This window comes from Methylorubrum zatmanii, assembly GCF_014845115.1.
GTDB lineage: Bacteria > Pseudomonadota > Alphaproteobacteria > Rhizobiales > Beijerinckiaceae > Methylobacterium > Methylobacterium zatmanii.
In genome coordinates, this window is the sequence record NZ_NKUI01000019.1 from 51,866 (window position 1) to 68,581 (window position 16,716).

Genomic DNA, 16,716 nt, shown 5'->3' on the forward strand with positions numbered 1-16,716 from the left:
CCGGACGGGCGAGGATGGATCAGCCGATCTGCTGGCTCTCGGCGCCGCTATCCGGCCGCGCCGGACCGAGGACCGGCTCCTGGCCCATGGGCTCGTTCTGGAAGACGTTGAAGGTGCCCTTGCCGTCGAGGGAGGGGCCGCTCGTCCAGCGTCCCTCCGGCGGCGGCGCACCGTCGCGGTTGGTCGCGAAGAAGCTGTAGTTGAACTTCTGGTTCTCTTCCGATTGCGGGAAGCTGTTCGGAATCGGCAGGGCACCTTCCACCCCGCCGAGTTCCTCCACCACCGCCAGCCATTGCTGCTGGTGCATCGTGTCGCGGGCGATGAGGAAACTCCACATGTCCTTCATGCCGGGATCGTTGGTCGCGTTGGAGAGGCGCACCGCCAGCGTCCGGCCGGTCGCCTCGGCAGCGACGTTGCAGTACATATCCGCGGCGATATTACCGCTGGCATAGATGTGATTCATGTCGAACGGCACGCCGTCCGAATTGCCGGGGAAGGCGGCCATTCCGCTGGAGAGCAGGTGCTTGTGCAGCATGCCCTCGGCGATATGGCGCGGATTCTCGCCGCCCATCACCGCGCCGACGATGGCGTCGGCGGCACCCGCTTCCTGAACCTTGGTCGGTGCGTTCTCCAGGTTCATCGCGACAGCCGTGGCGAGCATCTCGATATGGCCGATTTCTTCCGTCGCCGTATGGAGCAGCATGTCACGATACTTCGTATTCGGTGCGCGATTACCCCAGGCCTGAAAGAAGTATTGCATACAGACGCGGATCTCGCCCTCGACGCCGCCGATCGCCTGCTGCAGCATGCGGGCATAGACCGGATCCGGGCTATCGACGCGAACCGGGTACTGAAGACGCTTGTCGTGATAATACATTGGCTCGATTCCTCGGCTGCGCGAAGCACAAGCCATACGGCAACGCAGAGCCGGGTCTTTCGGCCGGGCTGTGCCTTCGCTTCGGTGCCTTGGAAATCGCCTTGCGCGTGGTTTGTTCAGAGGAAACTTGCCGTCAAGCTCATCCCATCATATGTTGTTCTGGTATAGCAATGTGCATAACTTAAATTATGATATGCAGTCGAGCTCCGCGCGGGATCCCTAGCCTTCGGATCCCTGTTCGGTGGCTGCAGTGTTCGGACGATGTTCCTTCGTCTCATACCCAATCCGGTCGATCCCTTCGGGATGGCGGATGTAGGCTTCGCTCAGACGCCGCGCGGGCTTCCTGATCCCGCCTCCGGTCTGATCGACCGGGGTCGGGATCAGGCAGCATTCCGCCCCAGGGCGACGACCAGCTCGCGGATGCGAGCGGAGGGCACCGGGCGGCTGAAGAGGTAGCCCTGGCCTTCTTCGCAGCCTTCGAGGCGGAGCTGTTCGAGCTGTGCCTCGGTCTCGATCCCTTCCGCCGTCGTGGTGATGCCGAGGCTGCGACCGAGCCCGATGACGGAACGCACAATCAACCGCGCATTGCCGGTCACTTCGAGATTGCGCACGAAGGATTGGTCGATCTTGATCTTGTCGAAGGGGAAGCTCTGCAGATAGCTCAGCGACGAGAAACCGGTGCCGAAATCGTCCATGGCCACCCGAACGCCGATGCGTTTCAGGGTATGGAGCGTCGCCAGCGTCGCCATGTTGTCGGTGAGAAGGACCGACTCGGTGATCTCCAGTTCGAGCCGGTTCGACGGCAGCCCGCTCGCGGCCAGGGCCGCTTTCACAGCCCGGACGACGGCGGCGTGCTTGAATTGCGCCGGCGAGACGTTGACCGCGACGCCGATGCCGCCGGGCCAAGTCGCGGCCTCGGCGCAGGCCCGATGCAGCACCCATTCGCCGATCTCGCCGATGAGGCCGGTCTCCTCCACGAGCGGGACGAACTCCGCCGGGGAGACATAACCGCGGACGGGATGCCGCCAGCGCAGCAGCGCCTCGCAGCAGGCGATGCGCGGCTGGTCCAGCTTGACGATGGGCTGGAAGACCAGCTCGAACTCCCCGTTCCGCACCGCCTGCTTGAGGTCGCTCTCCAGAGCCCGGCGCCTGCGCAGTTCGAGATCCATCTCCTCATCGAAGAAGCACCAGCCGCCGCGCCCGGCCGCCTTGGCGCGGTAGAGGGCGAGGTCGGCGCTCTTGAGCAGCTTCTCCGGGCTGGTTCCGTGCTCCGGCGCCAACGAGATGCCGATGCTGAGCCCGACCGTCACCGTGTGGCCGTCCAGCAGGAACGGGCTCTGGAAGGCGGCGATCAGGCGCTTGGCCAGGACGATCGCGTCGTCACGGATCTGCGGACCTGCCTGGACGATGGCGAATTCGTCGCCGCCCAACCGCGCGACGAGGTCGGTGTCCCGCAAGCAGCCCTGCAGCCGGTCCGCGACGCTGCGCAGCAGGCTGTCGCCGACGGGATGGCCGAGAGTGTCGTTGACCTCCTTGAAGCGGTCGAGGTCGAGGCAGAGCGTGGCGAAGCCGATGCCTTCGCCGAGAAGCGAGGACGCCTCTTCCAGCCGCTCGCCGAATACCATGCGGTTGGCCAGCCCCGTCAGCGCGTCGCGGCGCGCCATGGTGATGATGCGAGCCTCCGCCTCGTAACGCTGGGTCACGTCCTCGTAGGTGGCGATCCAGCCGCCCTCGGCGGTCGGCTGCTGCCTCAGGGAGACGATGCAATCTGTCCGGATCGGACAACACAGGGAACCGCTCGCGCCGCGCTGGAGCAGCGCCTGTTGCTCCATCAGCAGGTTGAAGGCACGGCCGTCCCCGGAGGCGGCCTCGACGAGGCCGGCGACCTCGCGCAGGCTCATGCCCGGCCGCAGGGCCGCCGCGTCGATGCCGAGCATATCGGCGAAGCGGCGATTGTAGACCAGCAATCCCCCCTCGGCATCGTAGAGGCAGAGGCCTTGCAGCATGTTGCTGAGCGCCGCATCGAGCTGGGAATTGCCGCGCTTGAGCCGATCCTCCTGGTCCTTGAGCAGGGACACGTCGCTGCAGACCGCGACGAAGCCGCCGTCGCGCGTCGGGCTGCGACTGATGCGCAACCAGCGTCCATCGGCGGAGCGGGTCTCGGCGGTGGCCACACCGTCGTTCGGCATGGCGAGCAGGGCATCGCCGACGGCCGAACCACAGGTTTCCGAAAGACGGTGACGGCCGGCTTCCGCCGCCGTGAACCCAAGCAAGGCCGCCGCGCGCTCGTTGGCGAGGACGATCCACCCCGAGGCATCGACGACGACGATCCCCTCCGTCGAGCCCTGCACCGCGTCGGCAAGCAACCCTTCCGCCGAGCGTCGCTGCGACACCTCCTCCTGCATCATCGCGGCGATGTTGTCGCGCATCACCGCCATGGAACGCAGCAGCACGCCGAACTCGTCGTCGCCCCCCTTCGGCACGGTCACATCCAGCTCGCCCGCGGCGATGCGGCTCGCGACCGTCGAGGCATCGGCCACCGGCTGCACGATCTGCCGTGACAGCAGCAGGGCGACGATGCCGGACAGCAGGATGGCGCCCAGGGTCGCGGCGATGCTGAGCCGCACGTCGCGGGCGACGATGGCGCGGGCGGTCTGGCGGTAGGAGAAGCCATCTCCGGCGGTGAAATTGATGAAGAGATCGATGTGCTGATCGGCCACCGCCGCATGCGCGTCGAGGGCTTGCCAGACATCCACGGTCTGGCGGTCGGGTCCGAACTCGCGACGGGCGGCGAGCCAGTGGGACACCGCATCCTTGGCGGCGGCCGCTTCCCGCGCGGCACGGTCGGACTGTGCGCGGTCGACCGCGATTTCGAGATCCTCCTCGAAGGACTGCGTCAGCTCCTCGATCCGCCCCTCCAGGTGGCGCCTTTCTTCCGCGTCGCCGGCGAGGCGGGCGCGGGCCACCGTGGCCTGGAGGGCCGCGAGGTCGGCGGCGGCGGCGCGAGCGTAGTTGATCGACATCAGAGAGCGATCGTAGGTTTTGTCGACCAGGGCACCGGTCGTCATGATGCCGAACGCAGCGTAACCGCCGAGCAATCCCGTGATCACGCTCAGCATCAGGAACGCCAGGAAGATGCGTCCACGGATGGTGTGCCCGCTGCGCAGAAACGCATCGACGGCGGCAGGCCACCGGAAACTTCCCGGAAAAGGTCGAAAAGAACGCATCAGGGAGCCATTTGCTTCGCGAGGCGAGCCTGACCGACAATCGTTAAGGTAATCTCCCCCGCTTACGAAGCCTGAAGCAATTCTGTCTTTTCGCGGTTCGGCGTTAATGCGAACGCAACCTGACGGAAGCTTAACTGACTTTACTGAGCGCGCGGGGGCGCCCTGTGGGGAAGCGGGGAAGGTTTGATGTCAGACGTGCGCTCGATGGGTGCGACCGCGCCGAGGCGGGCGGGCGCCGCTCTGCTCGTGATCGCCCTCTCCGCATCCGGGACAGCCCTTGCCGTCGCGAGCGATCCGGCCTCGCACCGGGTCACCCAGAAGGGCCGGGCCTTCGCGCCCGGAGCGATCACCATGCAGGCCGGTGAGGCGATCGAAATCGTGAACGATGACGGCGAACTCGTTCACCATGCCTATCTCGACAGCCCCGAATTCAGCTTCGACACCGGCGAGCAAGGGCCAGGCAGCAAGACCGTGGTATCCTTTCCGCGCCGCGGTCAATTCACCGTTCTGTGCGGCATCCACCCGAAGATGAAGCTATTCGTCTCCGTGAAGTAGTTCAAAATAGCTTACGTTACAGCTTGCGTTTACGAAATATTCATTCAACGCCTCCAAATTCGATGCGATCGAGGTTGGAATGGCTCGGATATACGTGGGGGCCATAGCGGCCTTCCTGGCGATCTCAGTGGGCAGTTGGGCGGTCGCGACGACCGGTGAGCCGGATCGTTCGGCCAAACTCGCCGAGTTTCGACGGCCGGACGCGATTCCGTTCCCTGAGGAGAATCCGTACCAGGCGGCGAAGGCCGAACTCGGCCGCGCCCTGTTCTTCGATCCCATCCTCTCCCGCGACGGCGAACGGACCTGTGCCACCTGTCACATCCCCGGCCAGAGCTGGACCGATGCCAATGCGCGGGCGCCCCGCAACGATGGCGGCGTGATGGAATTTCGCACGCCGACACTCCTGAACGCCGCCTGGACCGAGGGGACCTACGGCTGGGACGGCAAGTTCCGCAGCCTCGAAGTGGTCGCCCGCACGCCGCTGACCTCTCCGAGCAACATGAACCTGACGCCGGAGGAAATGGTCCGGCGGGTCTCCGCGGATTCGGCTTACGTCGCCGCGTTCGAGAAGGCATTTCCCGGAGGCGGGTCTCCCGTCACGCAGGAGCACATCGAGCAGGCCCTGGCTACGTTCCAGCGCCTGATCGTTTCGGGCCCGGCGCCGTTCGACCGATGGGTCGAGGGCGATGCCCGGGCGGTCGATGCGGCCGCCAAAAGGGGCTTCGACCTGTTTGTCGGCAAGGCCCATTGCTCCGCCTGCCATTCCGGCTGGACCTTCAGCGACGGCTCGTTCCACGACATTGGCGTCGCCCAGGGCAACGACATCGGCCGAGCCCGTTTCTTCCCGACATCGACGGCTCTGCGCTACGCCTTCAAAACGCCGACCCTGCGCAACGTTGCCGGCCGGGCGCCCTACATGCATGACGGCTCGCGGAAGACCCTGGACGAGGTGATCGACCTCTACGACCGTGGTGGCATCGACCGGCCGAGCCGCTCCCGCGACATCCGCCCGCTCGCCCTCAGCGCCGAGGAAAAGGCGGATCTGATCGCCTTCCTGAAGACCCTCGACGACGACCGCTCCGCCGACGCCGCTTCTCGGCCGTTCGGCCCGGAGCCGCCCGAACCCTGACGGCGTTTCCCGGTCAGTAGTTGATCGTCGCGCGCAAACCCAGAACCGTGGCATTGCGCAGCCGCCGGCCGCTCTCATCGGGAAGGCCGCCGCCGGGGCGCATGATGTATTGCAGATCGGGCTGAAGGGTCAGGCCCGGCACCAGTTCCGCCTGATAGGTCGCCTCGAACACCGTCTCGCTGCTGCGCAGGGGCCGGGGGCCCGAACCGAAGAGAAGCGACTCGCGGTCGAAGGCGCGGGCTTCCGGGCTGATGCGGGAATGGATCATGCCGAGGCCGAGCGTGTCGTTCGGCCGGCCGGGAAAGAGGCCCCGATAAGCGAGGCCCGTATCGACATAGAGGTCGATCAGGTTGCGGTCGCTCGGCACGGCGGAGAAGCGCAGGAAGGCCGAGGCGCCCTGGCTGGCCGTACCCGGCTCCCGATAGATCGTCTGGTCGAGGATGGCGTAGATCCCGGCATTGCCGCGAAAGCGGCGGGAGATGCCGCTGGCTTCCGGGTCTGCCAGCAGGCGTCCCTGCACGCTGTCGAGGCGCGGACTCTCGAAGCGGCCGAAATGATACCAGCCGCCCAGGGTCGCGGTGCCGGGCAGCCGCTCCGTGCCGGGAAGGGACGGATAGGCATAGGACACCTCGCCGAGCAGCAAAGCGGGGTCGTCGACTCGGAAATTCGTACCGGTGCGGTTGCGCCGCTGCGGATCGGTCATGTCGCCGAGAGCCGGTGTGCCCGCCGGGTCGCCGTTGAACAGGCCGCCCTGGAAGGAGAGTTCCGGGGTCGGCTCGTATTTCAGGCGGAGGGCGGGTGTTGCCAGGGGGTAGATCGGCCCGCCGCTCGGCATCACCACGGCGCCGACATTGGGCCAGCCGAAGCCGGCGTTCATGAACACCACCGCCGACTGGGCGATGGCGAATTCCGTATCGGCCGAAATCTGCCCGACCTTCACGGAAAACCTGTCGTCGAACAGGCGCTGCTCGATCCACAGCTCGAACAATCGGGTCGCGGGCAACGCCTCGATGCCGGTCACCGTGGTGAGGTTGTTGACGTAGCGCGCCGACAGGCCGTGGCCGTGGATCTGGAAGAAGTCGGTGTGGAAGCGCGCCCCGCGCCAGCCGGCGAGCTTGTCGAGATCGATGTCGAGGGACGTGTCGAGGCGACCGCCATAGGTCGCCCCGCGCCGCAATCCGCCCGACACGTTCGACAGGCCCTCGCCGATATAGGTGAGGACGTAGGTGATGCCGCGCGCGGCGAGGAAGGCGCGCAGGCCGAACGGGTCACCGTAGGGCCCGAGCGCCTCCTGGATCGATCCCTCGTTGGTGACGGAGACTTGGTCCGACGTGCGGGATTGCGCGATCGCCGTCTGAGGGTCGCCGCCCGCGCCCGAGAGCGGAAGAGCCAGCGGGAGCGGGCGCGATTCCTGGGCCTGCGCCCGCGCCGGAAGTGCCGTCCAAAGCAGAGAACTGGCGGAGAATGCCGTCAGGAGCAGAGCCGCGCAGGCGCTCGTGGGCCCGATGCGACGCGGTCTCGCCCACCCGTTCGCTGTCATTTCCGCTCTCAACAGGGATTTCCGGCTGACGCGCGCAGATCGTGTTCGCGCGTGGTGAACCCCATCGCGGCATGGCAGCCCGGTCCGGGAGGTGATGGCGGAGACCCAAGCAGAAGGGGGTGACAGCCATGCGAAGGCAAGGCTCCCGTCAGGAGGGCGGATTTCGGCGCGCTGGGTTCACAGGCGTCGTGACGGGCGATGAGGCGGGCTCCTTCCCTCGGTTCAGGGGCGCACGAGACCGAGCACCTTCATGCGCGACCGCAGGGTCGTCGGCTTGAGTCCCAGGAGTTCGGCGGCACCGCCAGGCCCGAACACCTTGCCTCCACCGATGCGCAAAGCCTCCTCGATCTCAGTACGGGCGCGCTGGCGGCGCTCCTCTTCGCTGAGCGGGCGGGCGCCCGGCGCCGGTTGTTCCGGCGAGGCCGGTGCAGGGCCGGTGACGCGGGGCTCGGGCAGATCGAAGCGCAGACGTCCGCGCTCGGCCAGGATCGTGGCACGTTCGATCACGTTCTCCAACTCGCGCACATTGCCCGGCCAATCGTAGCGGACGAGACGGCGGGCATCGGCTTCCGTCAGACGCAGATCCGTCCGGTTGAGGCGTCGCGCGACGCCCTTCAGAACGTGCTGCGCGATCAGCGGCACGTCCTCGCGGCGCTCCCGCAGAGGTGCCGAGGCGATGGGAAAGACATTGAGGCGAAAATAGAGATCCTCGCGGAAGCGCCCGCGGCGCACCTCCTCCTTGAGGTCGCGGTTGGTCGCCGCGATCAGCCGGATATCGACCGAGCGGGTTCGCTCCTCGCCGACGCGCTCGAACTGGCGCTCCTGCAATACGCGCAGCAGCTTGCCCTGAAGATCGAGGGGGATCTCGCCGACCTCGTCGAGGAACAGCGTCCCGCCCTCGGCCAGCTCGAACCGCCCGATGCGGTCGCGCAGGGCCCCGGTGAAGGCGCCCTTGGCATGGCCGAAGAACTCGCTCTCGAACAGCTCGCGGGGGATGGCCGCGCAATTGACCCGGATCAGCGGGCGGTCATGCCGCCGGCTGGCCTCGTGGATCGCCCGGGCGATCAGTTCCTTACCGGTGCCGGATTCGCCCGTGACGAGGACGGTGGCGTCGGTGCCGGCGACCAGATCGATCTGGCGGCGCAGGGCCTCGATGGCGGGGCTGCGGCCGATGATGCCCTGGTGATGGCTCTCGGCCCGGATCTCCTCCTTGAGATAGGCATTCTCCTGCTCCAGGCGCTCGCGCAGGGAATCGACCTCGGCCCGTGCCGACCTCAGCCGCTCCTCTGCCTCACGGCGCTGGCTGACGTCGCGGAAGACGATCACCGCGCCGAGCAACTGGCCGCGTTCGCGGATCGGCGTCGAGGTGTACTCGACGGGAAAGCAGGTGCCGTCCCGGCGCCAGAACACCTCGCCATCGACCTGATGCACCGCCCCGTCGCGGAAGGCGGCGTAGATCGGGCAATCTTGATGCGGGTAATGCGCGCCGCCGGGATGGGTGTGGTGGACGCTGGCATGCATGTCCTTGCCGACGAGATCGGCAGCGTCCCATCCCAGCATCCGCTCCGCCGCCGGATTGAGGAAGGTCGTGATCCCCTCAGCGTTGACGCCATAGATTCCCTCCCCCGCCGCCCGCAGGATCAGCCGGTTCTCCCGCTCGATATCGCGAAAGATCCGCTCCATCCGCTGCCATTCCGGCAGGCCCGCCCGCATATGCTCCTCCGCCTCGCGGTCGATCCGGCGGCGCTCGCGCTCGTCGAGGTCGAACAGCGTCAGGAGGAGGCGGGTCGGCTCGCCCGAGAGCCGGGAGGCGACGTATTCGAGCCGCAGCGTCGCGCCGCCGCCATGGCTCGGAGTGAGGCCCTGGGTCCACCCTTGCCCCTGCGCGAGCACCCCCTCCGTGAATACGATCAGGGCGGCGCGCTGCTCCGGGTGCAGCGCACTGACGGCCATCGCCCGGAGATCGGCACGGGTCCGGCCGAGAAGACGGGCGGCGGCGGCATTCGCGTCGGCGATGCGGTCGGCCAGAGGCTCGATCACGAGCATGGCTTCGCGCGTCTCCTCGAAGACCCTGCCGTAATCTGAAGGGGACGATGCCGAAGCGGAAGCGGGCACGACGAGATCTCGCACTCATTCTACGAGATTTCGTCATAGACGAGATTTCATAGCGACGCACCGCCTCTCTAAATCACTGATTCGACGCGATTTTTATCCCGCAATGCCGATGGCACGCCGCTTGCGCAGTACAGGGCCAGCGGCATCGTGGCGAGGCGCGTGCGCTTTTCCGCTGCGAACCCTGAGGATCCGTCCCGGTCTGTGGACGATCCGACCGTCCGGTTGCCACGCCCCCGGCATCCGGACCGGTTCATCCGAATACGGCTCGCCGTCCAGCGACAGGAGAAGAGCGTGAAGCGCGAAGACCTCACCGAGAAGCTACTCGACATCAAGCGCGAGAAGGGCTGGACCTGGAAATACATCCAGGACGAGATCGGCGGAATCTCGCCGATCCTGATCACTGCCGCCTGCATGGGTCAGATGAAGCTGCCGAAGGCGCAAGCCGCTAAGGCCGCCGCTCTGTTCGGTCTGAGCCAGGCCGAGGAGCGGATGCTGAACGAGGCACCCTATCGCGGCTCGATCCCGCAGATGCCGCCGACCGACCCGCTGATCTACCGCTTCTACGAGCTGGTGATGGTCTACGGCACCACCTGGAAGGAGCTGATCCAGGAGGAATTCGGAGACGGTATCATGTCGGCGATCGACTTCAACATGACCATGGAGCGCGAGCCGAACAACAAGGGCGACCGGGTGAAGATGAATCTGTCCGGCAAGTTCCTGCCCTACAAGTACTACGGCAACGAGGACGGCGTGCCGGAATACGGCTTCAAGGAGCCGTAGGACGCTGTGTGCCGGGCGCTCGACAGATCGAGCGCCCGTCGCTGGGAGTGTCGCCCCGGGAAGGGCCGGGTCGGCGCCCTACCACTCCCATTCCGCGCCGACTCCGACCGAGGTGCGGCCGTCGCTGCCGGCTTCTCCGTTGAGCTTGATCCGGCGGGTCACGTCGTAATTGATCGTCGCAGCGGTGTCGGCGGGCTTGGCACCGGCCTTCACGCCGACGCTGATCCGGTCGTTGATGTAGCGCGAGGCGCCGACCGCAGGGCCGCCGCTCGCTCCGGTCGAGACGTCGAGGCTGTCGAGGCCGAGCCCCTTGCGGGCCGCTTCGAACACGTCCGGCCCGCCGGCACCGCCGGAGAGCTGGGCGACCGCCTGCGCCAATTGCAGCGCCTGGAACGGCGAGAGCCCGGCCGCCGCCTTCTTGAACAGGATGCGGGACAGGATCTCGTCCTGCGGCAGGCTCGGATCCGACGAGAGCACGAATTCCGGCTGCGCGGCGGAGCCCGTGACGTTGACGCGGGCGGTGACGTCGGCGGCCTTGGTCTCGGCGGCGAAATCGAGGTCGGGTTGGGCGAGGTCGCCCACGAAGAACACCCGGCCCCGGGTGAAGTCGAGGCGCTGGCCGCCCAGGGCGAACACGCCCCGGCGCATCGAGAAATCGCCGTTGGCCTGTGGGTCGCGGGAGGTGCCGGTGATGTGCAGCTCGCCGCCGAGTTCCGCATCGATGCCGCGACCGCGCACGAAGATGCGGCTCGGGGCGCTGACGATCAGATCGAGGCTGGCATCGAAGGGCGGGGCCGGCTTCTTCCGGCGGCTCACCGCCGCGATCTGGGCCTTCCGCTCCGCCCGCTTGGCGAGACGCGCGCGCACCTCCGGTGTCTCGTTGACCCGGCGGATGCCCGGCAGGGGCTGCACCGTCGCGGGCAGGCGGTCGGGCACCGACACGTCGATGGAGACGACATCGACCCGGCCGCTGATCTTCGGCGTGCGGGCGAGCGGCCCCGACAGGGCGAGGTTGAGGCTCGACACCGCCGTCATCAACGGGCTCGACACCAGCTCGGCCCGCTCGGCGGTGATGCGCAAGGAGCCGGGGAAACCCGAGGCCGGCTCGACCGCTACCCGTCCATCCACGGCGAGGCGCCCGCCGTTGCGGGTCGCGGCGGTGAGCCGTTCGATCACGATGGTCTCGCCGCGCCCGGTGACGCGGCCCTGGATGTCGGTGAGACGGATGCCGTTGAGAGGATCGCTGAAGCTGCCGCCCGAGAGGGTCGCCGTGCCCTCCACCTTCGGGGCCGCCAGGGTGCCGGTCACGCCGGCATCGAGCGCCACCCGGCCGGTGGCCCGCTGCCCCGTCGTGCTCAGCATCGAATTGGCCAGGGCCGCATCGAGGCTGCCGCGGGCGCGCAGATTGAGCGCGCCACCGGCCTCGACCGGCACCGAACCCGTCACCGTCACGTCGGCGCCGCGTCCGGCGGAGACGCGCCCGTCGATTCCCGCCTGTCCCTCCGTCAGGGTACCGCTCGCCCGCGCGGTGATCGGCGGCAACCCGGCCTTGCGGGTTTCCGGCGTCACCAGACCGGCGACCGACAGGGCATAGCGCCCCTCCGGCCGGGCGGCGGAGCCGTGGATATCGGCCTCCCCCTCCAGCGTGCCGGAGAGCGCAAGGCTCGGGCTGGCGATCCGGGCGAGGGCCAGCGGCAGGGCGCGAATGCCGAGCTTGAGGTCGAGGGCCGGGCCCGCCCTGCCCTGCACGCTGATCCGGCCGGAGCCGGCGGCGACGACGAGATTCTCGATCACGGCCGCGCCATCATCGAGGGTGATCGCGGATGGCCCGGCCAGCGCCAGCCGGTCTCCGCCGCGCTGGGCCGAGAAGCGGGCGATCTCGATCCGGGTGCGTTCGGCCGGGATCAGCCGCGCAGCCCCGTCGAGGGCAAAGCCGCGCGCCTGAGCCGTCAGGGTTATGTCGCTCGCCGCCGCATTTCCTGACGCGGAGAGCCGCACCGTATCGACGGTCTGTCCGGCGGCGATCACCCGGTCGATGGCGGCATGGCCGTCGACGACCGGATGCGCCCGCAAATCACGGCCGGTGAGGTCGGCATCGAGCTTGGCCAAGCCGAAGCTGCCGTAGCGTAGGCTGGCGCCGGTGGCGCGGATCGCCGCGTCCTGCTTCCCGGCGGCGCGGGAGAGCGTCACGGCCGCGTCGAGGCGGCCGGCCATCGGAGCGAGAGCCAGCGGCGACAGGTCCGCGAGGTCGCCGGCCCGGATCGTCAAATTGCCGTCTCCGAGCAGGCTGTCGGCATCGATCTGGGCGTGGCCCTCTGCCACGACGGAGCCGAGGGCGAAGGTGAAGCGGTCGAGGGCGTAATCCGTCCGCGTCGGCCGGATGACGGCGGCCTCGGCCTTGAGCGGCTTGCCGGCGATGTCGCCGCTCAAATGCAGCGTGCCGTCGAAGGCGCCGCGCAGGTCGCCGAAGGCGGCATCGAGGCGAAGGTCGCGGATCGGCCGCCCATTGGCGCTGACATCCGGTGCGCGCAGAGCGGCGGTCAGCGCCGGCTTGACCAGGGAACCGGTCAGCCGCGCATCGACGCTCGCCAGTCCGAGCAACCGCTCGTCGAGGGCGGACAGGGTCTTCAGATCGATGCGGGCGGCCACGTCGGCGGTCCGGGCGTCGGCCTTGCCCTGGAGCGTCGCGAACATCTCGGCGCCGTCGAAGCGCAGGCGGTCGAAGCCATAGCCGTCATAAGTCTGGAAGATGCGTCCCGTCAGGGTCGGAGCGCGACCGACGAGGCGGTCGGCCACCGCCTCACCCAGCACGAGACCGCCGCCGCGCAGGTCGAGATCGGCGGAGAGCGCCTTGCGGGCCGGGTCGCCGCTCAGAGCTGCCGTGGCATCGAGGCGCCCGGCCAGATTACGGCCGGCAACCCCCGAGAACGCGCCGATATCGGCAAGGGCGGCGTCGACGGTCCCGGTCAGGGTGTTCTGGCCGAGCCGTCCGGCATAGGAGACGCGGGCGGTGTCGGCATCAAGGACCAAGGTGCTGACATCGAGCACGCCGTCCGATCCGGCGGCGGCGCGCAGGGTGAGCTTGGCCCGGCTGCCGAGGGCGCGGCGCAGGGCCGGATCGGCGAGGTGCAGGCCTTCCAATGCCGCGTCGGCGGTGACGGCGAAGCGTTGCGCCTTCGGGTCGGCGCCGGTCGGCTCGACGTTCAGCGCGGCCTCGACCCGCTCCAGGGCCGATCCTGGCGTGCGAAGGCCGGCCGCCTTGAGGTTGCCCTTCACCCGCGGCGCCGAGAGCGGCCCCTTCAGGCTGCCGTCGAAGACCAGGTTCTGCAACTCCGCTTCGGCGGCCTTGGTGACGCCGCCCTCGGTCGGGACGGCGCGGGCGACGATGCTGAAATCCGCCACCCGGTCGGCGGTCAGGGTGCCGCCGATGCCGAGCCGCGCGGTGCGGGAGGTGAGATCGAGTCGGTCGATCCGGAACCCGCCGCCATCGGCGAAGGCCAGGCCGCCCTCGAGCTTGGTCTCACCGGAAAAGACCGCCGCGGCCGGACCCGGCACCAAGCCTTCGATCCGGGAGGTGAGATCGAGGCTCAAGCGCCGGTCGGTGCCGATGCGCGAGAGCCGGGCGCCGCCTCTCGCGCCGATCTCGGGACCGGCATCGAAATCGAGCTTGGCGTTGAAGGAATCGAGGGTGCCGTGACCGTCGAGGTTGAAATCGATCGGCGGCGTTCCGGGCAGGTTGGCCGCCTTCGAGAGCAGCCCTCCCGCCGGCTCGACGAGATTCGCCTTCAGATCCAGCCGCTCCCCCTTGGGCACGAACAGGAGCTGGGCGACGAAGCGGCCGGCCGCATCGAGGCGGCGGGCATCCACGCTGAGATCGAGCCCCTCGGACGGATTGCCGAGTTTGGCTTTGCCATCCGCCGCGAGCCGGGCCGGCTGGCCGGCAACGCTCTCACCGAGGATCAGCTCGGCCAGCTGAAAGCCCTTGATCTCCACCTTCACCGGCAGTTCGGGCAGGAGGCTGCCATCAGGCTCGGCTTCGGCCGGCGTCGGGCCGGGAACGGGGCGGCGCAGGACTTCGAGCCGGCCGATCTCAAGGGCATCGACCTCGAGCCGGCCGGAGAGCAAGGCGAGGCGCCGCCAGACGAGGCGAGCCCGGTCGAGCTTCAGCCAGGGCCCCTCGGAATCGCTGATGACGACATCGCGGATGGTGGCATCGGAGGACAAGGCCCCGTCGACGGCGCCGATGGACACCTGAGACGAAGGCGTCGAGAGCGCCTTCGAGAGGATGCCGCCGAGCACCGTCTTCTCGCCATCCGCCGCGCGGGTGAGATCGGTGGGAACGAGGGCGGCCACAAGGAGCAGGCCGAGCAGGGCCAAGGCCGCCCCGATACCGCGCCCGCCGATGCGGCGAGAAAACGTCCCCACAAGAAATCCCATTCAGAAAGCCTGTCCGAGACTGATGTACAGGGCGACCGGCAGCTCGCGATTCCCCTTGATCCGGTCGAGGGGGAAGGCGAGATCGGCGCGGATCGGGCCGATGCCGGTATAGTAGCGGACACCGATGCCCGCGGCCTTGCGGATACGCTCATCGAAATCCGGCAGGGACGAGGCGAAGGCGGTGCCCGCGTCGAAGAACGGCACGATGCCGATGGTGTCGGTGACCTTGATCCGGGCCTCGATCGAGGCTTCCAGTAGGGAGCGGCCGCCGATCGGCAGGTTGAACGGCCCGCGCGGGCCGAGGGTCCGGAACGCGTAGCCGCGCACCGAACCGCCGCCGCCGGCGAAGAACCGGAAATTGTCGGGGATCTCGTCGAGCCGTGCCCCCGAGACCGAGCCGAAGCCGAGGCGCCCGGCCAGCACATATTTCGCTTCATCGTCGAGGGCGTAATAGGTCGAGCCCTGCGCCTTCGCGACGAAGATGCCGGGATCCGAGCCGAGGAAGCTCGGATAGGGCGCGGCGGAGGCGATGAGCCGGACACCCTCGGTGGGATCGAGCAGGCTGTCGGTGGAATCGTAGGTGACGGAGACCGGCACGCCGATCAGCCGGTAATCGACCGTGCCGATGGCATCCTTCGAGCGGCCGACCTGCCCATCGATTCCGATCTGGGCCGAGAAGGTGTCGGAGAAGCGGTGGCGCAGGGCGACCGAGGCACCGGCCGCGTCCACGAAGTAGCTCTGCTGCACCTCCCGCGTGACGAAGGCGTTGGCGAGCAGGTCGTTGCGGGTGCCGCCGAGGGCCGGCTTCACGAAGGTCGCGGCGAGACGACCGCCGAGTCCGGTGGTGTCGATGCCGGCGAGCTTGCGCTGGGTCGCGAACGGATCGTAGCCGAGGCCGAGATAGTAGATGTCGGCGTCGAGCCGCAGGGTCTCGCCGCCGCCCCAGAGATTGCGATTGGCGTAGTAGGCCCGCACGCCCGGACCATCGACCGTGGAATAGCGGGCCGAGACGCCGATCAGGTTGCGCTCGCGCTCGCTCACCTCGACGAAGAGCGGCAGGTTGCCGTCGGCATCGAGGCTTTCGCCCTCCCGCACGCGCACGGCGCCGAGCCCTTCGATCCGCGCGACCGAGCGGCGGATCTCGGCGACCGCCTTCGGCGAATAGGGATCGCCCGGCTCCGTGTAGATGAAGGAGCGGATCACCGCCGGGTCGATGCCCTCCGGCGCCTTCACCGCCACCTCTCCGAGCCCGGCTCTCGGTCCGGGATCGATGGTGAAGGTCACATCCATCACATGGGCGGCGTCGTCCACGACGGGATCGCGCGTCACCACCTTGGCGAAGGGGTGGCCGAGGGCGCGCAGGCGATCGACGATCTTGGCCTCGCGGGCCAGCACCGTGGCCGAGCGGGCCGGCACATCGTCGTCAATGCGGGTGAAGCGTTCCGGCAGCACCTCGTCCGGGAACGGGCGCTGGCGGGGATCGAGGGCGCGCACGGTGCGCAGCGTGTAGGCGGGGCCGAGATCGACCACGATCTTCACCGGGACCAGCGCCCGGGCGCGGGAGCCTTCGGCCGCGCGGGCGGCGGCGGTGAGCGAGGCTTCCCCGGTCACGGGCACGCCATCGATCCGTACGGTGACGGTGCCTTGATAATAGCCGTAGCCCGAGAGCACATCGGTCAGCCGGCGCAGATCGGCCTCCGCCCGCCGCACCAGCCCCTCCCCATCCGGCGGCGCCTCCTGGCGCAGGCGGTAGAGCGTCGAGGTATCCTGAAGCGCTTTCAGGATGTCCGAGTCGTCGGTGCCGGTGATGCGCAGGGTGTAGGGCAGCGCCGTGGGGCTCGGCGCCGGCGGCTCCTCCTCGGAGCCGAATAGGCCGAACAGGTCGAAGGCCCGCGCCGGCTGCGGCAGGGCGGTGACGGCCACGACACTCAGGATAACGCCACCGAGGGCCGGCGAACGCAGCGGGCAGTTCATCCGGAGGAGCATTCGATCGGTGAGGTCCCTTGTCCGTCGAGCGGCGATGCCTCCAGCAAAGCATCCAGATGTTAACTACCCG

General features: G+C 68.4%; 9 protein-coding genes. 3 read left to right on the top strand and 6 right to left on the bottom strand.

Annotated elements, in window-relative coordinates:
• Nucleotides 1–19: 19 nt before the first annotated feature.
• Nucleotides 20–877, bottom strand: a complete 858-nt coding sequence (locus tag MZTS_RS02875; protein ID WP_192281341.1) for a manganese catalase family protein — start codon at nt 875–877, stop codon at nt 20–22.
• 380 nt (nt 878–1,257) lie between these two features.
• The gene (locus MZTS_RS02880) at nt 1,258–4,104 is read right to left on the bottom strand and encodes an EAL domain-containing protein (protein WP_192281343.1); all 2,847 of its coding nucleotides are present in this window, start codon (nt 4,102–4,104) and stop codon (nt 1,258–1,260) included.
• 186 nt (nt 4,105–4,290) lie between these two features.
• Here MZTS_RS02880 and MZTS_RS02885 point away from each other — a divergent pair, with 186 nt between their 5' ends.
• A complete protein-coding gene (locus tag MZTS_RS02885) occupies nt 4,291–4,659 on the top strand; it encodes a cupredoxin domain-containing protein (RefSeq protein ID WP_192281345.1) in 369 nt (122 codons plus the stop codon).
• Nucleotides 4,660–4,738: 79 nt separating this feature from the next.
• Complete coding sequence (locus MZTS_RS02890; RefSeq protein ID WP_192281347.1) at nt 4,739–5,788, top strand: cytochrome-c peroxidase; 1,050 nt, start codon at nt 4,739–4,741, stop codon at nt 5,786–5,788.
• 13 nt (nt 5,789–5,801) lie between these two features.
• On the opposite strand, the gene MZTS_RS02895 is transcribed toward MZTS_RS02890, so the two are convergent.
• A complete protein-coding gene (locus MZTS_RS02895) occupies nt 5,802–7,328 on the bottom strand; it encodes a carbohydrate porin (RefSeq protein WP_192281349.1) in 1,527 nt (508 codons plus the stop codon).
• A 222-nt stretch (nt 7,329–7,550) separates the two neighbouring features.
• Nucleotides 7,551–9,443 carry a sigma 54-interacting transcriptional regulator gene (locus tag MZTS_RS02900; protein ID WP_192281352.1) on the bottom strand — a complete coding sequence of 631 codons (1,893 nt, stop codon included), beginning with the start codon at nt 9,441–9,443 and terminating at the stop codon, nt 7,551–7,553.
• Between the two features lie 291 nt (nt 9,444–9,734).
• On the opposite strand from MZTS_RS02900, the gene cynS reads away from it, so the two are divergent.
• Nucleotides 9,735–10,223 carry a cyanase gene (gene cynS / locus MZTS_RS02905; RefSeq protein WP_192281355.1) on the top strand — a complete coding sequence of 163 codons (489 nt, stop codon included), beginning with the start codon at nt 9,735–9,737 and terminating at the stop codon, nt 10,221–10,223.
• A gap of 78 nt (nt 10,224–10,301) precedes the next feature.
• Here the strand turns inward: cynS and MZTS_RS02910 are convergent, their stop codons facing one another.
• Together MZTS_RS02910 and MZTS_RS02915 are read right to left on the bottom strand one after the other, a co-directional pair.
• Nucleotides 10,302–14,660 carry a translocation/assembly module TamB domain-containing protein gene (locus tag MZTS_RS02910; RefSeq protein ID WP_192281358.1) on the bottom strand — a complete coding sequence of 1,453 codons (4,359 nt, stop codon included), beginning with the start codon at nt 14,658–14,660 and terminating at the stop codon, nt 10,302–10,304.
• Nucleotides 14,661–16,646: an autotransporter assembly complex protein TamA gene (locus tag MZTS_RS02915; RefSeq protein ID WP_192281361.1), complete on the bottom strand. Its 1,986-nt coding sequence runs from the start codon at nt 16,644–16,646 to the stop codon at nt 14,661–14,663.
• Nucleotides 16,647–16,716 lie beyond the last annotated feature (70 nt).

Excerpts from the sequence above, each read along its gene's own strand:
- MZTS_RS02885 (WP_192281345.1), top strand. The coding sequence starts at position 4,291 with ATGTCAGACGTGCGCTCGATGGGTGCGACCGCGCCGAGGCGGGCGGGC.
- MZTS_RS02910 (WP_192281358.1), bottom strand. The coding sequence starts at position 14,660 with ATGGGATTTCTTGTGGGGACGTTTTCTCGCCGCATCGGCGGGCGCGGT.
- MZTS_RS02895 (WP_192281349.1), bottom strand. The coding sequence starts at position 7,328 with ATGACAGCGAACGGGTGGGCGAGACCGCGTCGCATCGGGCCCACGAGC.
- MZTS_RS02880 (WP_192281343.1), bottom strand. The coding sequence starts at position 4,104 with ATGCGTTCTTTTCGACCTTTTCCGGGAAGTTTCCGGTGGCCTGCCGCC.
- MZTS_RS02890 (WP_192281347.1), top strand. The coding sequence starts at position 4,739 with ATGGCTCGGATATACGTGGGGGCCATAGCGGCCTTCCTGGCGATCTCA.
- MZTS_RS02915 (WP_192281361.1), bottom strand. The coding sequence starts at position 16,646 with ATGCTCCTCCGGATGAACTGCCCGCTGCGTTCGCCGGCCCTCGGTGGC.
- MZTS_RS02875 (WP_192281341.1), bottom strand. The coding sequence starts at position 877 with ATGTATTATCACGACAAGCGTCTTCAGTACCCGGTTCGCGTCGATAGC.